Origin of the sequence: Caballeronia zhejiangensis (genome assembly GCF_022879815.1) — a bacterium.
In the GTDB taxonomy this organism is placed as follows: Bacteria; Pseudomonadota; Gammaproteobacteria; order Burkholderiales; family Burkholderiaceae; genus Caballeronia; species Caballeronia zhejiangensis.
Genome location: NZ_CP084283.1, coordinates 2,551,684 through 2,569,153 on the forward strand (window position 1 = coordinate 2,551,684; position 17,470 = coordinate 2,569,153).

General features: G+C 63.2%; 18 protein-coding genes. 11 read left to right on the forward strand and 7 right to left on the reverse strand.

The features are described 5' to 3' along the window. Nucleotides 1–33: 33 nt before the first annotated feature. Nucleotides 34–1,275: a murein transglycosylase A gene (mltA, locus tag LDZ23_RS12165; RefSeq protein ID WP_174447762.1), complete on the reverse strand. Its 1,242-nt coding sequence runs from the start codon at nt 1,273–1,275 to the stop codon at nt 34–36. Nucleotides 1,276–1,370: 95 nt separating this feature from the next. Further along, the gene (gene apaG, locus LDZ23_RS12170) at nt 1,371–1,745 is read right to left on the reverse strand and encodes a Co2+/Mg2+ efflux facilitator ApaG/CorD (protein WP_008344432.1); all 375 of its coding nucleotides are present in this window, start codon (nt 1,743–1,745) and stop codon (nt 1,371–1,373) included. 220 nt (nt 1,746–1,965) lie between these two features. On the opposite strand from apaG, the gene rpe reads away from it, so the two are divergent. Continuing rightward, the gene (gene rpe, locus LDZ23_RS12175; protein ID WP_008344430.1) at nt 1,966–2,661 is read left to right on the forward strand and encodes a ribulose-phosphate 3-epimerase; all 696 of its coding nucleotides are present in this window, start codon (nt 1,966–1,968) and stop codon (nt 2,659–2,661) included. Next, complete coding sequence (locus LDZ23_RS12180; protein ID WP_008344428.1) at nt 2,658–3,398, forward strand: phosphoglycolate phosphatase; 741 nt, start codon at nt 2,658–2,660, stop codon at nt 3,396–3,398. The genes rpe and LDZ23_RS12180 overlap by 4 nt, the downstream gene beginning before the upstream one ends. Before the next feature lie 201 nt (nt 3,399–3,599). Here the strand turns inward: LDZ23_RS12180 and LDZ23_RS12185 are convergent, their stop codons facing one another. Beyond that, nucleotides 3,600–3,764, reverse strand: a complete 165-nt coding sequence (locus LDZ23_RS12185) for a hypothetical protein (RefSeq protein WP_160172923.1) — start codon at nt 3,762–3,764, stop codon at nt 3,600–3,602. Between LDZ23_RS12185 and trpE the strand changes: the two genes are divergently transcribed. From trpE to LDZ23_RS12215, 6 genes are read left to right on the forward strand one after another with little or no spacing between them, the layout of a single operon-like run. Next, nucleotides 3,763–5,259, forward strand: coding sequence for an anthranilate synthase component I (trpE, locus tag LDZ23_RS12190; protein WP_008344426.1), 1,497 nt, complete (start codon nt 3,763–3,765; stop codon nt 5,257–5,259). The genes LDZ23_RS12185 and trpE overlap by 2 nt on opposite strands. A 12-nt stretch (nt 5,260–5,271) precedes the next feature. Next, on the forward strand, nt 5,272–5,856 hold the full coding sequence (locus LDZ23_RS12195; protein ID WP_034473938.1) for an aminodeoxychorismate/anthranilate synthase component II: 585 nt from the start codon (nt 5,272–5,274) through the stop codon (nt 5,854–5,856). 4 nt (nt 5,857–5,860) lie between these two features. Then, a complete protein-coding gene (gene trpD / locus LDZ23_RS12200; RefSeq protein WP_008344422.1) occupies nt 5,861–6,895 on the forward strand; it encodes an anthranilate phosphoribosyltransferase in 1,035 nt (344 codons plus the stop codon). Between the two features lie 22 nt (nt 6,896–6,917). Continuing rightward, on the forward strand, nt 6,918–7,703 hold the full coding sequence (gene trpC, locus LDZ23_RS12205; RefSeq protein ID WP_008344421.1) for an indole-3-glycerol phosphate synthase TrpC: 786 nt from the start codon (nt 6,918–6,920) through the stop codon (nt 7,701–7,703). A gap of 20 nt (nt 7,704–7,723) precedes the next feature. Next, the gene (locus LDZ23_RS12210; protein WP_244807655.1) at nt 7,724–8,371 is read left to right on the forward strand and encodes a CYTH domain-containing protein; all 648 of its coding nucleotides are present in this window, start codon (nt 7,724–7,726) and stop codon (nt 8,369–8,371) included. Further along, on the forward strand, nt 8,368–9,150 hold the full coding sequence (locus LDZ23_RS12215; RefSeq protein WP_008344418.1) for a uracil-DNA glycosylase: 783 nt from the start codon (nt 8,368–8,370) through the stop codon (nt 9,148–9,150). Before LDZ23_RS12210 ends, LDZ23_RS12215 begins: the two co-directional genes overlap by 4 nt. A 48-nt stretch (nt 9,151–9,198) precedes the next feature. Here the strand turns inward: LDZ23_RS12215 and LDZ23_RS12220 are convergent, their stop codons facing one another. The 4 genes from LDZ23_RS12220 to LDZ23_RS12235 all read right to left on the reverse strand — a co-directional run bounded on the left by LDZ23_RS12220 (nt 9,199) and on the right by LDZ23_RS12235 (nt 13,863). Next, the gene (locus LDZ23_RS12220; protein ID WP_008344416.1) at nt 9,199–9,795 is read right to left on the reverse strand and encodes an FMN-dependent NADH-azoreductase; all 597 of its coding nucleotides are present in this window, start codon (nt 9,793–9,795) and stop codon (nt 9,199–9,201) included. Nucleotides 9,796–9,937: 142 nt separating this feature from the next. Next, nucleotides 9,938–11,737, reverse strand: coding sequence for a M61 family metallopeptidase (locus tag LDZ23_RS12225; protein WP_244808140.1), 1,800 nt, complete (start codon nt 11,735–11,737; stop codon nt 9,938–9,940). A 171-nt stretch (nt 11,738–11,908) separates the two neighbouring features. Next, nucleotides 11,909–12,640 (reverse strand): DsbC family protein, encoded by a 732-nt coding sequence (locus tag LDZ23_RS12230; RefSeq protein ID WP_244807656.1) that lies wholly within the window; start codon nt 12,638–12,640, stop codon nt 11,909–11,911. A 50-nt stretch (nt 12,641–12,690) separates the two neighbouring features. Next, nucleotides 12,691–13,863 (reverse strand): UbiH/UbiF family hydroxylase, encoded by a 1,173-nt coding sequence (locus LDZ23_RS12235; protein WP_034473934.1) that lies wholly within the window; start codon nt 13,861–13,863, stop codon nt 12,691–12,693. A gap of 200 nt (nt 13,864–14,063) precedes the next feature. Between LDZ23_RS12235 and ychF the strand changes: the two genes are divergently transcribed. The 3 genes from ychF to ettA all read left to right on the forward strand — a co-directional run bounded on the left by ychF (nt 14,064) and on the right by ettA (nt 17,412). After that, entirely contained in the window at nt 14,064–15,158 is a 1,095-nt protein-coding gene (gene ychF, locus LDZ23_RS12240; RefSeq protein ID WP_034473932.1) for a redox-regulated ATPase YchF, read from the forward strand. A gap of 139 nt (nt 15,159–15,297) precedes the next feature. After that, entirely contained in the window at nt 15,298–15,606 is a 309-nt protein-coding gene (locus LDZ23_RS12245) for a DUF3761 domain-containing protein (protein ID WP_034473930.1), read from the forward strand. Nucleotides 15,607–15,744: 138 nt separating this feature from the next. Continuing rightward, entirely contained in the window at nt 15,745–17,412 is a 1,668-nt protein-coding gene (gene ettA, locus LDZ23_RS12250) for an energy-dependent translational throttle protein EttA (RefSeq protein WP_008344405.1), read from the forward strand. Nucleotides 17,413–17,470 lie beyond the last annotated feature (58 nt).

Sequence of the window (17,470 nt, forward strand, 5' to 3'; positions counted from 1 at the left end):
GCTTTTTGTGAAGCTGCCGGGAAACCAGCGATATCAGGAATTGGGCAGCAACAGCCACATCCTGCCGCCCTGCTTCATGCGCCCGGCGAGATCGCCGGCATCGTCCCCCAGTCCCCAGAAATAGTCCGCGCGCACACCGCCTTTGATCGCCGAACCGGTGTCCTGCGCGAAAACGAGGCGATTCATCGGCTGATTGCTGAGCGGACGCGTGGTCTGCAGGAAAACGGGCGTGCCGAGCGGAATCGCCGACGGATCGACGGCAATCGAACGCTCCGGCGTCAACGGCACGCCGAGCGCGCCGACGGGACCGTCGCCGAGACTTGCGGACATCGTTTCGTTAGCGGGCATCTCGCGGAAAAAGACGAAGCGCGGGTTCACGTCGAGCAGTGCGTCGACGCGCGCCGGATTCGCCTTCGCCCATGCTTTGATGCCTTGCATCGTCGCCTGTGCGGGCGTGAGTTCGCCGCGATCGAGCAATTCCTTGCCGATCGAGCGATACGGCTGGTTGTTGGTGCCGCCGAAGCCGACGCGCATCACGCTGCCGTCTTCCATGACGACGCGCCCCGAACCCTGCACCTGCAGAAAGAACGCTTCGATCGGATCGTCGACCCACACGAGTTCGTTGCCGTTCAACGCGCCCGAACGTTCGAGCTGCGCGCGCGCGGGAAGCGCCGAACCGGGCTTGTATCGATACGGCCACCGGTACAACGCATACTGATAAATCCCGTGACGCGTGCGCGACCCGCGCAGAAGCGGCTCGTAGTAGCCGGTCACGAGACCGTCGAGCGTGCCGTCGGTGTTGGCGAGCTGAAATGGCGTGAAATAGGCTTCGAAGAAGCTGCGCGCCGCCGACATGTCGAGGTCGTCCAGCCGCTCGGCCGCCGCGCACGCCTTCTGCCAGTTGGCCTGTCGCGAGAGCCGGTTGCAGTTCTGGCGCAGCGCGGCGGTCGCGCCGATCAGCGAATCGTCCTGCCAGCCCGGCACCTGCTGCCAGCTCACCGCAGTCAGGCGCGAAGCGGCGCGCTGTCCGGTGATGATCGGCGTGCCGGTCGCCGTCGCAGGCCCCGGCTTCACGTAATTGCCGCCGCCGCACGAGGCGAGCAGGACAGCGGTTGCAATCGATGCGGCCCAGGCCGCTGCTCGTGCGGCCGGCCGCACGAAGCGCATACAATGCTCGTTCTTGATGGGAACCGCCATGTCTGATCTGTTCGACGAATATCCAATGCTTATTTTTGCGCTCGAGTCGCTCGTGGCGCTCGCCTTGCTGATCTTCATCGTCGTATGGACGGCATCGGGCAAGAAGAAGAGCCAGAACCGCTCGAACGATCCCGCGAAACGGCGCTGATTCGCGCCGCCTGCCGCTGTTTCGCTCAGTGGAGCGTGCGCGGCATATGCAACGCAAATTCCGCTACGGGCGCTTCGAAGCGCTCGCCGTCTTCCGCCACGCAGAAATACTCGCCGCGCATCGTGCCGACCGGCGTCGCGATCACCGCCCAGCTCGTGTATTCGAACTGCTCGCCCGGCGGCAACAGCGGCTGATGCCCGACGACGCCCAGCCCCTTCACTTCCTGAACGTGATCGTTGCTGTCGGTGATGATCCAGTGCCGCGAGATCAACTGCGCCGCCACCTGGCCGGTATTGCGGATCGTCAGCGTGTAGGCAAATGCGTACTGCCTGCTATCCGGGTCTGATTGGTCCGGCAAATACCGCGTCTCCACGGAAACGCTGAATTCGTACTGGCTCATCGTTGTTCCAATTCCAATTCGATCGGCCGCTTGGCCGCCAGACACGGGCGCGCCGGCGCGCGGCCATTGGTCTGGCATTCTGCTTGATGCGCGCGGCGCCCGCAACACGATTGGCGTCCCGCCGCCACATCCGCGCGCCATCCGTTGGCCATTCGGACGAGGGACTCCGCGGAAAACGCGGGTTAAAATCACGGCTTTAGGTCGCTACCCGCATACGTCCATGGCGCAATTCCACATCGCTCCCAGCATCCTGTCCGCCGACTTTTCCCGCCTCGGCGAGGAAGTCCGCAACGTCGTCGCCGCCGGCGCCGACTGGATCCACTTCGACGTCATGGACAACCACTACGTGCCGAACCTGACGATCGGTCCGATGGTGTGCGAGGCTATCCGCCCGCACGTGGACGTGCCCATCGACGTGCATCTGATGGTGCGCCCGGTCGACCGCATCGTGCCCGATTTCGCGAAGGCCGGCGCCAATGTGATCAGTTTTCATCCGGAAGGTTCGGATCACATCGACCGCACGCTGTCGCTGATCCGCGATCACGGCTGCAAGGCGGGCCTCGTTTTCAATCCCGCCACGCCGCTGATCTACCTCGATCACGTAATGGACAAGGTCGATCTCGTGCTCATCATGTCGGTGAATCCGGGTTTCGGCGGGCAGTCATTCATTCCCGAGGCGCTCAACAAGGTGCGCGAGGCACGCGCGCGCATCGATGCGTATCGGGATCGCACGGGGCGCGAAATCCATCTGGAAGTCGATGGCGGCGTGAAGGTCGACAACATCGCGGAAATCGCGGCGGCAGGCGCGGATTCGTTCGTCGCGGGATCGGCCATTTTCGGCAAGCCCGACTACAAGGCGGTCATCGACGCAATGCGCGCCGAACTGGCGAAGGTGGAATCTGGAGCGAAAGCATGAGTGAGATCGCAGCGGCGCAATCGCCCTTCGTGAATCGTCCGATCCGCGCGGCGATCATCGACCTCGACGGCACCATGGTCGACACCGCCGACGACTTCGTCGCGGCACTGAATGCAATGCTCGCGCGCATCGCCATCGAACAGCCGGTCACGCGCGATGAAGTCACGGGCTATGTCGGCAAGGGTTCGGAGAATCTGATCCGCAGCGTGCTCGCCGTGCGGCTGTCGCCGTCGCAAGCGGTCGCGCAGTTCGACGACGCGCTCGCGATCTATCAAAGCGAATACGCGAAGGTCAACGGCAAGCACTCGACGCTATTCCCCGAAGTGAGGGAAGGCCTCGAAGCGATGCGTGAAAGCGGCGTCGCGCTCGCATGCGTGACCAACAAGCCGCATCGCTTCGCCGTGGAGTTGCTTGCGCACTTCGGCATTGCGGATTTCTTCAAGGTGATTCTCGGCGGCGACTCGCTGCCCGCGAAGAAACCCGATCCGCTCCCGATGCTCACCGCATGCGAACGACTGGACGTCCTGCCGCGCGAGACCGTGGCGGTCGGCGATTCGGAAAACGACGCGCTCGCGGGCCGCGCGGCCGGCCTCGCGACCTTGACCGTTCCGTACGGTTACAACCATGGGAAGCCTGTACAGTCGGTGAAATCCGATGGTATAGTTTCCTCGCTGCGCACCGCAGCATCGGCGATTGCGGCCACCTTGGCGCCGCCGGACACCACACTGACTGAATAAGTCCATCCATTCATGTTTCTCAACAGAAAACGGAGTCTGAGCAGCATCGACCGGGGAGCCTGGCCCTGGCGTCGCTGGTCGCGCTAACCTCGCCCGAGGTGCGCTGAAGCCGTCATGCGTGATCGCGCTTCAGCATCCGTTTTTTGTTTCGCTGCGCATACCCGCGCCGTTTCCGTTGAATCGTCGTATATCGAACCTCGCTCACGCACGCGTCGTGTAGTGCCGCGAGTCGTCCTGTCCGCTTCCGCAAATCGAAGCGGCGGGGCCGTCGTATGCGATCATCACGAGATTCGACCGACCGCAGCGCCCTGCACTCCCCGATACCGCGCCACCCAGAAAGCGCGCATCGCTCAAGGATCGCAACATGACCGAACTCGAATTCCAATCGCTGGCGAACGAAGGCTTCAATCGCATTCCGCTCATCGCCGAAGCCCTCGCCGACCTCGAAACGCCGCTCTCGCTCTATCTCAAGCTCGCGCAGACGGAGCGCAACGGCGCGAACTCGTTCCTGCTGGAGTCCGTCGTGGGCGGCGAGCGTTTCGGGCGCTACTCGTTCATCGGTCTGCCGGCCCGCACGACCGTGAGCGTGCGAAACGGCAAGACGCAAGTCGTGACCGATGGCAACGTCGTCGAAACGGATGAAGGCGATCCGCTCACGTTCATCGAGCAATATCAAAAGCGCTTCAAGGTCGCGACGCGGCCCGGCTTGCCGCGCTTTTGCGGCGGTCTCGCGGGCTACTTCGGTTACGACGCGGTGCGCTACATCGAGAAGAAGCTCGCGCACAGTGCGCCGCCCGACGATCTCGATCTTCCCGACATCCAGTTGCTGCTGACCGAAGAAGTCGCGGTCATCGACAACCTCGCGGGCAAGCTTTATCTCATCGTCTACGCCGATCCGACCAAGCCGGAAGCGTATGCCAAGGCGAAGCATCGGCTGCGCGAACTGAAGGCGCGTTTGCGCGTGACGGTTCAACCGCCGGTGACATCCGCGAGCGTGCGTACGGAAACGTTCCGCGAATTCAAGAAGGACGATTATCTGAACGCCGTGCGCCGCGCGAAGGAATACATCGCGGCCGGCGAACTGATGCAAGTGCAAGTCGGCCAGCGGCTCATCAAGCCGTTCCGCGACAATCCGCTTTCGCTGTATCGCGCGCTGCGTTCGCTGAATCCGTCGCCGTATATGTACTACTACAACTTCGGCGGCGAAGTGCACGTGGTCGGTGCATCGCCGGAAATTCTCGTGCGTCAGGAAAAGCGCGCCGACGATCGCATTGTGACGATTCGTCCGCTCGCAGGCACGCGCCCGCGCGGCAACACGCCCGAACGCGACGCCGAACTCGCCACCGAACTGCTTAACGATCCGAAGGAAGTCGCCGAGCACGTCATGCTGATCGACCTCGCGCGCAACGACGTCGGCCGCATCGCGCAGACCGGGTCGGTCACCGTGACGGACAAACTGGTCATCGAAAAATACTCGCACGTCCAGCACATCGTGAGCTCGGTCGAAGGCAAGCTCAAGGAAGGCATGAGCAATTTCGACGTGCTACGCGCCACCTTCCCTGCCGGCACGCTGTCCGGCGCGCCGAAGGTTCGCGCAATGGAACTCATCGACGAACTCGAGCCGATCAAGCGCGGCTTGTACGGCGGCGCTGTCGGGTATCTGTCCTTCAGCGGCGAAATGGATCTGGCCATCGCGATCCGCACCGGTCTCATCCACAAGGGCAATCTCTATGTTCAGGCGGCAGCGGGCGTCGTCGCCGATTCGGTGCCCGAATCCGAATGGCAGGAAACGGAGAACAAGGCGCGCGCCGTGCTGCGCGCCGCCGAGCAAGTGCAAGACGGCCTCGACAGCGACTTCTGAGGAGACAAGACCATGCTGCTGATGATCGACAACTACGATTCCTTCACCTACAACCTGGTCCAGTACTTCGGCGAACTCGGCGAGGACGTGCTCACGTATCGCAACGACGAAATCACGCTCGACGAAATCGCGAAGCTCAACCCCGAGCGCATCTGTCTTTCGCCGGGACCGAGCAATCCGCAACACGCGGGCATCACGCTCGACGTGTTGCGTGAGTTTTCCGGCAAGCTGCCGATTCTCGGCGTGTGCCTCGGCCATCAGGCAATCGGCGAGGCGTTCGGCGGACGCGTCGTGCGCGCACAGACGATCATGCACGGCAAGGTGAGCCAGATCGAAACCGACTGTAAAGGCGTGTTCGCCGATCTTCCCAAACACTTCAACGTGACGCGCTATCACTCGCTCGCTATTGAGCGCGAGTCTTTGCCCGACTGTCTGGAAGTGTCCGCGTGGACGCCCGACGGTGAAATCATGGGTGTTCGTCACCGTGAGCTGGAAGTGGAAGGCGTGCAGTTCCATCCGGAATCGATTCTTTCCGAGCACGGCCACGCGCTGCTCGAAAACTTCGTGAAAAACTCTTCGACCGGAAAGCGAGCCTGACGACATGACCATCACCGCACAGGAAGCGCTGCAGCGCACGATCGAACATCGGGAAATCTTTCACGACGAAATGCTGCATCTGATGCGCCAGATCATGCGCGGCGAGATGTCGCCCGTCATGGCCGCCGCGATCATCACCGGCTTGCGCGTGAAGAAGGAAACCATCGGCGAAATCGCCGCTGCCGCGACCGTCATGCGCGAATTTGCGAATCACGTCGAAGTGGCGGACAACTCGAATTTCGTCGATATCGTCGGCACGGGCGGCGACGGCTCGCACACGTTCAATATCTCCACGGCATCGATGTTCGTCGCGGCCGCGTCGGGCGCGAAGGTCGCGAAGCACGGCAACCGCGGCGTGTCGAGCAAATCCGGCAGCGCGGACGTGCTCGAAGCCCTCGGCGTGAACATCGATCTGACACCGGAACAAGTGGCCGCTTCCATTGCTGAAACCGGCATGGGCTTCATGTTCGCGCCGAATCATCATCCGGCGATGAAGAACATCGCGCCCGTGCGCCGCGAACTCGGCGTGCGGACCATCTTCAATATTCTCGGGCCGCTGACGAATCCGGCCGGCGCGCCGAATCAGCTTCAGGGCGTGTTTCACGAAGACCTCGTCGGTATTCAGGTGCGCGTGATGCAGCGTCTCGGCGCGAAACACGTTCTCGTCGTGTACGGCAAGGACGGCATGGACGAGGTGTCGCTCGGCGCCGCGACGAAAGTCGGCGAGCTGAAAAACGGCGAAGTCACCGAGTACGAGATTCATCCGGAGGATTTCGGCCTGCAGATGGTGTCGAATCGTTCGCTGAAGGTGCAGGACGCGCAGGAATCGAAGGCAATGCTGCTCGGCGCGCTGAACAACAAGGCAGGCGTCGCGCGCGAGATCGTCACATTGAATGCGGGAACCGCGCTTTATGCCGCGGATGTCGTCGATTCGATCGAAGCCGGCATGGCCGCCGCGCGCGAAGCGATCGAGAGCGGCGCGGCGCGCGAGAAGGTCGAGACGCTCGTGAAGTTCACGCAGCAATTCGCAAAGAAATAACGGAACCCGAACGGAAGCCGACATGAGTGACATTCTGGATCGCATCATCGCGGTCAAGCGCGAGGAAGTCCGCGCTGCCGAACAAAGCGCGCCGCTCGAAGAGCTGAAACTCGAAGCCAGTTCGCGCGACCTGCGCGATTTCGTCGGCGCATTGCGCGCGAAGCATGCGGCGAATCAGGCGGCGGTGATCGCGGAAGTGAAGAAGGCGAGCCCGTCGAAGGGCGTGCTGCGAGAGGATTTCGTACCCGCCGACATCGCGCGCTCGTACGAAAAAGGCGGCGCCGCATGCCTTTCCGTGCTCACCGACGTGCAGTTCTTCAAGGGTAGCGTCGCGTATCTGGAGGAAGCGCGCGCGGCGTGCAGTCTGCCGGTGCTGCGCAAGGACTTCATCATCGATCCGTATCAGATCATCGAAGCCCGCGCGATGGGCGCGGACTGCATTCTGCTGATCGCCGCCGCGCTCGAACTCTCGCAGATGCAGGATCTCGAAGCCTACGCGCACTCGCTCGGGCTCGCGGTGCTGGTCGAAGTCCACGACGCCGACGAACTGCGCGACGCGCTCACGCTGAAGACGCCGCTCATCGGCATCAACAATCGCAATCTGCGCACGTTCGAAACGACGATCGAAACGACCATCGGCTTGCTGGAGCAGATTCCCGATGACCGCATCGTGGTAACGGAATCCGGCGTTCTGTCGCGCGTCGATGTCGACCGGCTGCGCGCGATGCGCGTGCATACGTTCCTCGTCGGCGAAGCGTTCATGCGCGCCGACGATCCGGGCGCCGAACTCGCGCGCATGTTCTTCTAAATCTCATCGACGGGAACCGCATGGGCATCGAACGGGAATTGAAACTCGCGCTCGCGCCGTCGCAACACGACGACGTGGCGCGCTTCTTCGACGAACGCACCGGCGCGGGCAAGCCGATCGAGCTTGCCAACGTCTACTTCGACACGCCGGACTGCGCGCTCGCGAAGGCGAAATCCGCGCTGCGCCTGCGCCGCACGCCGGAGCAATGGCTGCAGACGTTCAAGACGCTCGGCAAATCGGTGGCTGGCCTGAGCAACCGGCACGAGTGGGAGTTGCCGGTGCAAGGCGAAGCGCTCGAAATCGATGCGCTCATCGCCGCCTGCGACAACGACGCCGCGCGCGAAGCGCTGCAACGCGCCGCGCCGGACCTGATCGCGCTGTTCAAGACCAATTTCAGGCGCATCGTCTGGGACATCGAGCGCGAGGGTTCGCATATCGAAGTCGCGCTGGATCGCGGCGAAATCACGGCGGACGTCGACGGCACGACGCGTCGCGCGGATATCAGCGAGCTGGAGCTGGAACTGAAATCCGGCGAGGAAAGCGCGCTTTCGATGCTCGCGGCGGAATTGCGCGGCGCGTTTCCCGAGATCGTTCCCGAAGACCTCAGCAAGGCGCAGCGCGGCTATCTGCTGCGCGAGCCGCCCGAAGGCAAGAACCGCAACGCATGAATCAGCAGCCTTCCCTTTTCGCGGATAACGAAGCCGCGAACGCGTCGTCGAACTCCACGACGCTCGAAAGTCAGTTCGACGCGCTGCCCGCCGACTGGCGCCGCCATCTGAAGCCGTTCATCGACAGCAAGCATTACGCGGCGTTGTGCGCGTTCGTCGATGCCGAGCGCGCCGCCGGCAAGACCGTCTATCCCGCCGATGTCTTTCGCGCGCTGCGCCTCACGAGTCCTGCCGACGTGAAGGTCGTCATCCTCGGACAAGACCCGTATCACGGCGAGGACAAAGGCGCGCCGCAAGCGCACGGCCTCGCGTTTTCGGTGCCCGCACCCGTGCGCCCGCCGCCGTCCTTGCGCAACATCTTCAAGGAGATTCACGCGAGTCTCGGATTTCCCGCGCCCGCGCACGGTTGCCTCGATTCGTGGGCCAAACAAGGCGTGCTGCTGCTGAACACGTCGCTGACGGTCGAGCGCGATAAAGCCGGAAGCCACGCGAAACGCGGCTGGGAACAATGCACCGACACGCTGATCCACGAAATGGCGCAGCGTCACGATGGCCTCGTGTTCATGCTGTGGGGCGCACACGCGCAGGCGAAGCGCAAGCTGATCGACGACACGCAGAAGGCGCATTGCGTGCTGGAGGCGGCGCATCCGTCGCCGTTGTCGGCGTACCGCGGATTCTTCGGCTGCGGGCACTTCGCGCTCGCGAACGAATATCTGACGAAGCACGGACGCGCGCCGATCGACTGGCGTCTGCCCGCCGAGCCTGAATTGCTCGCCTGAAACGCAAAAAACCCCGCCACGCGGGGTTTTTCTTCGATACGAAAGCGCTTAAACCGCTGCGATCGCCTCACGCGCCGACGCGAGTGCCGCGCCAGCCGCTTCCGGTCCCATGTTCAGGCCTTCGGCGTAGATGAAGTTCACGTCCGTCATGCCGAGGAAGCCGAGGAACGTCTTGAGGAACGGCGTCTGCGAATCGTTCGGCGTGCCTGCGTACTTGCCGCCGCGCGCCGACACCACGTACACCTTCTTGCCCTTCACGAGACCTTCCGGACCATTCGCGGTGTAGCTGAACGTGATGCCCGCACGCGCGATCCAGTCGAAATACGTCTTCAGTTGCGACGAGATGCCGAAGTTGTACAGCGGCGCTGCGATTACGACGATATCCGCGGCTTGCAGCTCGGCGATCAGCGCTTCGCTCTTGGCGTTGATCGCGGCTTGCTCGGCGGTGCGCTGATCGGCGGGCGTGAAGAACGCGCCGAGCGTGGCGTCGTCGAGATGCGGCAGCGCGTCGCCCAGCAGATTGCGCACGACCACCTTCGCGCCCGGATTGCTTTGTTGCAGTTTCGCGGTCAGTTCGTCGGCGAGCAGCGTCGATTGAGCGCCTTGCGAACGGGCGGCGGAGTTGATCTGGAGAATCGTCGTCATGATGGCTTCCTGTCTCTGAGAGGTTCGGGCGCACTCGGCGTCCCGTTAGGAAGCATTCTTCTCATTTCGACCTTCGGGAAAAAGCCGTCAGATCGTGACGGATCGTTGCACCGATAGAACAATCCGCCACATATTCCGGCAATCAGCCTTTCAGCCAGCGCTCGCGCCATTGTTTCGACGGACCCCGACCGTCGATGGCCGTCAGCACGTAACGCGCGACTTCCGGTCCGTCCAGCTTGACCTCGGTGCGGCGCAACTCGTCGCGACGGAACGCGTGCACCTCCACTTTCGCGCCCGGCAGATAACGCGACAGCAGCGCATCGAGATTCGAGCCGTTGACGCGCAGTCCGTCGATCGCGACGAGCACATCGCCCGCCGACAATCCCGCCTTCTGCGCCGCGCTGCCTTCGTGGACGACGGCCAGCGTGCAATCCGCGCCGCCACGCACGCGCGCGCCGAGCGACGGCTTGACCGCCGCGCCGTTGCCCGGCAGATCGGGGGCGAGCGCGATGCCGAAGGGCTCGAAAAGCGCATCGAGCGGCAGATCGCGCGTGCCGCGCACGCCGTCGCGGAACAGCGAGCGCAGGTCAGCGCCGGTCGCATCGGCGAAAAGCGCCTCGATGTCTTCCTCCGCAATGCCGCGCCCCTTGCCGTTGTAAAACTCGCGGCCGTAGCGCTGCCAAAGCAGACGCATCACGTCGTCGAGCGATTTGCGGTTGTCGGTCTGCGCGCGAATCGACAGATCGAACGCCAGCGCGACGAGCGAGCCTTTCTGGTAATAGCTGACGATCGCGTTCGACGCGTTTTCGTCGGCGCGGTAGTACTTCACCCAGGCGTCGAACGAGCTTTGCGCGACCGATTGCTTGAACCGCCCGGAGCCGCGCAGCACGCCGCCGATCGTCTTGCCGAGCAGACTGAAATAATCGCCGGCGGAAATCAGGCCGCTGCGCACGAGCATCAGATCGTCGTAGTACGACGTGAAGCCTTCGAAGAGCCACAAGAGCGTCGTGTAATTTTCCTGCGACAGATCGTACGGCGCGAACGTCGCCGGCTTGATCCGCTTCACGTTCCACGTATGGAAATACTCGTGGCTGCACAGGCCGAGATACGTGCGATAACCCTCGGTCGTTTCCGGGCGGCCCTGCACCGGCAGATCCGTGCGATTGCAGATGAGCGCCGTCGATGCGCGATGCTCCAGCCCGCCGTAACCATCGCTGACGGCGACGGTCATGAACACGTAGCGATCCATCGGCGCTTTCTTCGTGCGCGGCTCAAAGAGCGCGATCTGCGCTTCGCAGACGCGCTTCAGGTCGGCGGCGAGCCGGTTCATATCGAGATTGACGACGCGCCCCGAAATCACGATGTCGTGCTTCACGCCGTGCGCGCTGAAACTGCCGAGCGCGAACTCACCGAGCGTGACCGGATGGTCGACGAGTTCGTCGTAATTCGCCGCTTCATAGGCGCCGAAACCGTAGCGCTTCGTGCCGCGCGCTTCTGAAAGCGCCGTCGCGACGCGCCAGTTGCGATACGCGCCGCCCTGCGGCGGTTCGATATCGACGACGCACGGCGCGCCCGACTGCCCTTCCACCGCGAGGAACGTGCTCGTGCCGTTGAAGAAGCCGACGGTGTCGTCGAGATGCGCGGCGCGCACCGACATGTCCCACGCGTAGACCTCGTAGCGCAGCGTGATCGGGCCGTCGGTCGGCGCGGCTTGCCACGCGTGCTTGTCGATCTTTTCGATGGCGATCTTGCGGCCCGCCGCGTTGAACGCCTGCAGCGTCACGATGTTGCGTGCGAATTCGCGGATCATGTAGCTGCCCGGAATCCAGACCGGCAGCATGAAGCGCTGGCCGGCCGGATCGGGAACGGCTACGGTCAGCGTCACTTCGAAGAGATGCGCGGCGGGATTTTTCGGAACGATGCGGTAGCGGACGGGCTGCACCGTTTGCAAAAGCGTAGTCATCTCGATGTCCTTTGTTCTTGTTCTGGGCGCGTCGATCTTGAACGAACCGCGCCCGGCGCCTTGCTTGTTTACGCTGCGCTTTCGGAAAAGCAAGGCCGTAAAAACACAGGAGGCGCATGACGCGCCTCCCTTCTTCGTTTCGGACCGCGCTCAGCGCACGGCGGACAGTTCCTTTTCGAGCCGGTCGGCGGGCACGGCGCCTGGCAGACGCCGGCCATCGGCGAGGAATACGGTCGGCGTGCCGGTGACGTTCATCGCGCGGCCGAGCTTTAGATTCTTGTCGATGGCGGTCGTATCGCACGATCCCGACGCGGTCGGCGCCTTGTGATCGAGCATCCAGCTTTCCCACGACACACCGCGATCCTGCGCGCACCAGATCGACTTCGACTTGGCCGTCGAATCGGGCGAGAGCACCGGATACAGGAAGGTGTAGACCGTCACGTTGTCGATCGACTTCAGCGTCGATTCGAGTTGCTTGCAGTACGGGCAGTTCGGATCGGAAAAGACCGCGATCTTGCGGCTGCCGTTGCCCTTCACGACCTTCACCGCGTTCTCGAACGGCAGCTTCGCGAAGTCGATCTTGTTGGTTTCGGCAAGCCGCGCCTCGGTGAGGTTCTTGCTGTTCCGTGTATCGACGAGATCGCCGATCAGCACGTAATTGCCGCTCGCGTCGCTATACACGATCTGCGAGCCGAGATTCACCTCGTAGAGACCGGGAATCGGCGTCTTTTCGATGCTCTTGATGGTCGCGTCGCCCATGCGCGATTCGAGCGCCGACTTGAGCTTGTCGGTGGTCTGATCGGCCTGCGCCGAACAGCCGACGCCGAGCGTCACGGCGAGCGCCGCGGCCGTCGCCAGGGCCAGTCTGAGGGTGGTTTTCATGCGGTTTCCTGTGAGTCGTGCGGCATCGCGCCCGAGAAAGTGAGATTGTTTCAGCCGAGCGCCGCCGAGACGAGCCAGCGCTTGATGAGCGGCTGCGCGCCGACGAACGCCATGCCGGTGTTGCGGACCGCGCGCGCGAGCGTACCCGGCACGGCGAAAAGCCGCTGCAGGCCGTCGGTCGCGAACATGAGCTTCTGGATGTCTTCACGGCGCGCGCGTTCGTATCGGCGAAGGAGGATCGGATCGCCGAGATCGCGGAACGACTCCTTGTTCGCGATGACGTCCGCGAGCGCGGCGACGTCGCGCAGGCCGAGGTTCATGCCCTGCCCCGCGAGCGGATGAATCAGATGCGCGGCATCGCCGACGAGCGCAACACGCGGCGCGACGAGTTTGTCGACGGTTTGCAGCCCGAGCGGAAAGCCTTGCGCCGGCGTCACGCAATCGAGCGTGCCGAGCTGGTTTTGCGTTGCCGTTTCGACTTGCGCGGCGAGTTGCGCCGGATCGAGCGCGAGCAGTTCGTCGGCGTGTTCGGTGCGCGCGGACCACACGAGCGAAACGTGATCGCCCGGCAGCGGCAAGAGCGCGATGATTTCGGTATCGCGGAACCATTGGTACGCCGTTTCGCCGTGCGGCTTTTCGGCCTTGAAATTGGCGACGACGCCCGTCTGCCGATAATCGCGCCGATTCATCTTCGCGCCCATTTGCGCGCGCACCCACGAATGCGCGCCGTCCGCGCCGACGATCAGATCCGTCTCCAGCATTTCGCCGCTCGCGAGCGCAATGTGCGCGGCGTCGGCTTCGACCGTCATGCCCTGCGCGCGCGATTCGAACCACGAAAGACTCGGCGAAAAGCGCAACGCGGCATCGAGCGATTGCTCGATCAGCGACGATTCCACGATCCACGCGAGCTGCGGCACCGACGCCTGAAACGCCGAGAAGTGCAATTCCGCGTGGGCATCGCCGAACACGCGCATGTCGAAGACGGGACCGAGCCGCGAACGATCGAGCGCCTGCCAGACGCGCAGACGCTCCAGCAGCGCCTGCGAGCTCGACGACAGCGCGTAGATGCGCGAATCGAACGCCGCGCCCGGCGGCAGGCCAGCCGCGCGCGACGCGACGAGCGCGGTGCGCAGCCCGGATTGCGCGAGCGCGAGCGCCGCCGTCTTGCCGACGAGCCCGCCGCCGACGACGATAGCGTGAAATTTCAGTGGATGCGGAGTCATCCGGGCATTATAGCCGTGGGGTTCGAACGGGTTTGCGAGCCGGCGGCGGCGCTTGCCCGCGACGGTGCGGCGGTACAATAGCGGTTTGCCTGGCCGCCGCACGCGGCCGTAGCGTGGCGGGCGGTTCTCGCCCGCTCATTGCGCACCATTTTTGACGAAACCCGCGCGGCCCGCGCCGTCTTACCAGTTCGAAGGATTCCATGAGCCTCCAATGCGGCATCGTCGGCTTGCCTAATGTCGGCAAGTCCACTCTTTTCAATGCGTTGACCAAGGCGGGCATTGCCGCCGAAAACTATCCGTTCTGCACGATCGAGCCGAACGTCGGCGTCGTCGAAGTGCCGGACGCGCGCCTCACCGCGCTCGCCGAAATCGTGAAGCCCGAGCGCATCCTGCCGGCGGTCGTCGAATTCGTCGATATCGCGGGGCTCGTCGCCGGTGCGTCGAAAGGCGAAGGCCTCGGCAATCAGTTCCTCGCGAACATCCGCGAAACCGACGCGATCACGCACGTCGTGCGCTGCTTCGAGGACGAGAACGTGATCCACGTCGCGGGCCAGATCGATCCGATCGCGGATATCGAAGTTATCAACACGGAACTCGCGCTCGCTGACCTGGCGACGGTCGAAAAAGCGCAGGCGCGCTATTCGAAGGCGGCGAAGTCGGGCAACGACAAGGAAGCGATCAAGCTCGTCGCCGTGCTGGAAAAAGTGCGCGCGCAGCTCGATCAGGCGAAGCCGGTGCGCGGCCTTTCGCTGACGGAAGAAGAACTGCTGCTCATCAAGCCGTTCTGCCTGATCACGTCCAAGCCGACGATGTACGTCGCGAACGTGAAGGACGACGGCTTCGAGAACAACCCGCATCTCGACGCGGTGCGCAAGCATGCGGAAGCGGAAAACGCGCCGGTGGTCGCGGTGTGCGCGGCGATCGAAGCGGAAATCGCCGATCTCGACGATGCGGACAAGCTCGAATTCCTCGCCGACATGGGCATGGACGAGCCGGGCTTGAATCGCGTGATTCGCGCGGGTTTCAAGCTGCTCGGCCTGCAGACGTACTTCACGGCGGGCGTGAAGGAAGTGCGCGCGTGGACGATTCATATCGGCGATACGGCGCCCCAGGCGGCGGGTGCCATTCACACGGATTTCGAGCGCGGGTTCATTCGCGCGCAGACCATCTCGTTCGATGACTACATCGCTTATAAGGGCGAGCAAGGGGCGAAGGAAGCCGGGAAGATGCGCGCCGAAGGGAAGGAGTATGTCGTGCACGACGGGGATGTCATGAATTTCTTGTTTAACGTCTGACGCGCGACGTAAAGAAACGTCAAAGCGGCTTGCCTCGCGAAGCGGAGTGTCTTTTCATGGACACTCCGCTTTTTTCTTGCGCGGACGAGACAACGCAGCAACGCTGCGATCGACAAAAACAACGAGACATAACCACAAGATGCAGAGACACGCACTGCGCGCATTCACAGCTTTCACGCTGATCGCGGCGAGCTTGCTCGCAACGTCCGACGCCTTCGCCTATCGCGGCAACCCGTACCAGTATCAACCGCAGCCCGACGAGTCCGATCTCGACAACCACGGTCATTACGTCAACCGCGACGGCGACGTCGTCCACTCGCCCGCGCGCACGCGCTCCGGCGCTGTCCCCGCGGGCGCGACCGCGCAATGCCGCGACGGCTCCTACAGCTTCAGCCAGCATCACAGCGGCACATGCTCGCGGCACGGGGGCGTAGCCGCCTGGCAATGACCGCCTCCACCGCGAAGTACAATGCCACCTAATCCCGCCTGCGCGAAACGCCACGGCGGGAACGCGCGAATCCGCGCCACCGAACATCCTCGCGCGCCGAACCGGGCGCCCCGCATTCATCCATCCAGCTAGGACAATATGGCCCAATACGTCTTCACCATGAACCGCGTCGGCAAGATCGTCCCGCCGAAGCGTCAGATCCTGAAAGACATCTCCCTTTCGTTCTTCCCCGGCGCCAAAATCGGTCTGCTCGGCCTGAACGGTTCCGGCAAATCGACGCTCATCCGCATCATGGCGGGCGTCGACAAGGACATCGAAGGCGAAGCCACGCCGATGCCCAATCTGAACATCGGCTATCTGCCGCAGGAGCCGCAGCTCGATCCGCAGCAGACCGTGCGTGAAGCCGTCGAAGAAGGTCTCGGCGATGTCTTCCTGGCGCAAAAGAAGCTCGACGAAATCTACGCCGCCTACGCCGAACCCGACGCCGATTTCGACGCCCTCGCCGCCGAACAGGCGAAGTACGAAGCCATCCTCTCGACGAGCGATGGCGGCAGCCCCGAGCAGCAACTCGAAGTCGCCGCCGACGCGCTGCGCCTGCCCGCGTGGGACGCGAAAATCGAACATCTGTCGGGCGGCGAAAAGCGTCGCGTCGCGCTGTGCAAGCTGCTGCTGCAAAAGCCCGACATGCTGCTCCTCGACGAACCGACCAACCACCTCGACGCCGAATCCGTCGAATGGCTCGAACAGTTTCTGACGCGCTATCCGGGCACCGTCGTCGCGGTGACGCACGATCGCTACTTCCTCGATAACGCCGCCGAATGGATTCTCGAACTCGACCGCGGACACGGCATTCCGTGGAAGGGCAACTATTCGAGCTGGCTCGATCAGAAGGAAGACCGCCTGAAGCAGGAAGAGGCGAGCGAATCCGCGCGTCAGAAGGCGATCAAGAAAGAACTCGAATGGGTGCGACAGAATCCGAAGGGACGTCAGGCGAAATCGAAGGCGCGTATCGCGCGATTCGAGGAACTCAACAGCCAGGAATACCAGAAGCGCAACGAAACGCAGGAAATCTTCATTCCGGTCGGCGATCGCCTCGGCAATGAAGTCATCGAGTTCAAGAACGTCAGCAAGGCGTATGGCGACCGCCTGCTCATCGACAACCTGAACATGAAGATTCCGGCGGGCGCGATCGTCGGCATCATCGGGCCGAACGGCGCGGGTAAGTCCACGCTCTTCCGCATGCTGACCGGCAAGGAGCAGCCGGATTCGGGCGAAATCGTCAAGGGACCGACGGTCAAGCTCGCGTACGTCGATCAGAGCCGCGATGCGCTCGCCGCCGACAAGACCGTCTTCGAGGAAATCTCCGGCGGCGCCGACGTCCTCACGGTCGGCAAATACGAAACGCCGTCGCGCGCGTATATCGGCCGCTTCAACTTCAAGGGCAGCGATCAGCAGAAACTCGTCGGCAATCTGTCCGGCGGCGAGCGCGGACGTCTGCATCTGGCGAAGACGCTCATCGCGGGCGGCAACGTGCTGCTGCTCGACGAACCGTCGAACGACCTCGACGTCGAAACGCTGCGCGCGCTCGAAGACGCGCTGCTCGAATTCGCCGGCTCCGTGATGGTGATTTCGCACGACCGCTGGTTCCTCGACCGCATCGCGACGCACATCCTCGCGTTCGAGGGCGATTCGCACGTCGAATTCTTCGACGGCAACTATCAGGAATACGAGGCTGACAAGCGCAAGCGTCTCGGCGAGGAAGCCGCGAAGCCAAAGCGTCTGCGCTACAAGCCGATCACGCGCTAACGTCTGATGAAAGAGCCTATGCGGGGGCGCGCACCGACATCAGGCGTAAAAGTGGCGA

What these genes read in the sequence shown, in the direction of transcription:
- trpC (WP_008344421.1), top strand. Translation starts at nt 6,918, where the DNA reads ATGAGTGACATTCTGGATCGCATCATCGCGGTCAAGCGCGAGGAAGTC.
- LDZ23_RS12210 (WP_244807655.1), top strand. Translation starts at nt 7,724, where the DNA reads ATGGGCATCGAACGGGAATTGAAACTCGCGCTCGCGCCGTCGCAACAC.
- LDZ23_RS12235 (WP_034473934.1), bottom strand. Translation starts at nt 13,863, where the DNA reads ATGACTCCGCATCCACTGAAATTTCACGCTATCGTCGTCGGCGGCGGG.
- mltA (WP_174447762.1), bottom strand. Translation starts at nt 1,275, where the DNA reads ATGAAGATCAGCAAGGCGAGCGCCACGAGCGACTCGAGCGCAAAAATA.
- rpe (WP_008344430.1), top strand. Translation starts at nt 1,966, where the DNA reads ATGGCGCAATTCCACATCGCTCCCAGCATCCTGTCCGCCGACTTTTCC.
- LDZ23_RS12220 (WP_008344416.1), bottom strand. Translation starts at nt 9,795, where the DNA reads ATGACGACGATTCTCCAGATCAACTCCGCCGCCCGTTCGCAAGGCGCT.
- ettA (WP_008344405.1), top strand. Translation starts at nt 15,745, where the DNA reads ATGGCCCAATACGTCTTCACCATGAACCGCGTCGGCAAGATCGTCCCG.
- LDZ23_RS12185 (WP_160172923.1), bottom strand. Translation starts at nt 3,764, where the DNA reads ATGTTGCGATCCTTGAGCGATGCGCGCTTTCTGGGTGGCGCGGTATCG.
- ychF (WP_034473932.1), top strand. Translation starts at nt 14,064, where the DNA reads ATGAGCCTCCAATGCGGCATCGTCGGCTTGCCTAATGTCGGCAAGTCC.
- LDZ23_RS12195 (WP_034473938.1), top strand. Translation starts at nt 5,272, where the DNA reads ATGCTGCTGATGATCGACAACTACGATTCCTTCACCTACAACCTGGTC.
- trpD (WP_008344422.1), top strand. Translation starts at nt 5,861, where the DNA reads ATGACCATCACCGCACAGGAAGCGCTGCAGCGCACGATCGAACATCGG.
- trpE (WP_008344426.1), top strand. Translation starts at nt 3,763, where the DNA reads ATGACCGAACTCGAATTCCAATCGCTGGCGAACGAAGGCTTCAATCGC.
- LDZ23_RS12215 (WP_008344418.1), top strand. Translation starts at nt 8,368, where the DNA reads ATGAATCAGCAGCCTTCCCTTTTCGCGGATAACGAAGCCGCGAACGCG.
- apaG (WP_008344432.1), bottom strand. Translation starts at nt 1,745, where the DNA reads ATGAGCCAGTACGAATTCAGCGTTTCCGTGGAGACGCGGTATTTGCCG.
- LDZ23_RS12245 (WP_034473930.1), top strand. Translation starts at nt 15,298, where the DNA reads ATGCAGAGACACGCACTGCGCGCATTCACAGCTTTCACGCTGATCGCG.
- LDZ23_RS12180 (WP_008344428.1), top strand. Translation starts at nt 2,658, where the DNA reads ATGAGTGAGATCGCAGCGGCGCAATCGCCCTTCGTGAATCGTCCGATC.
- LDZ23_RS12230 (WP_244807656.1), bottom strand. Translation starts at nt 12,640, where the DNA reads ATGAAAACCACCCTCAGACTGGCCCTGGCGACGGCCGCGGCGCTCGCC.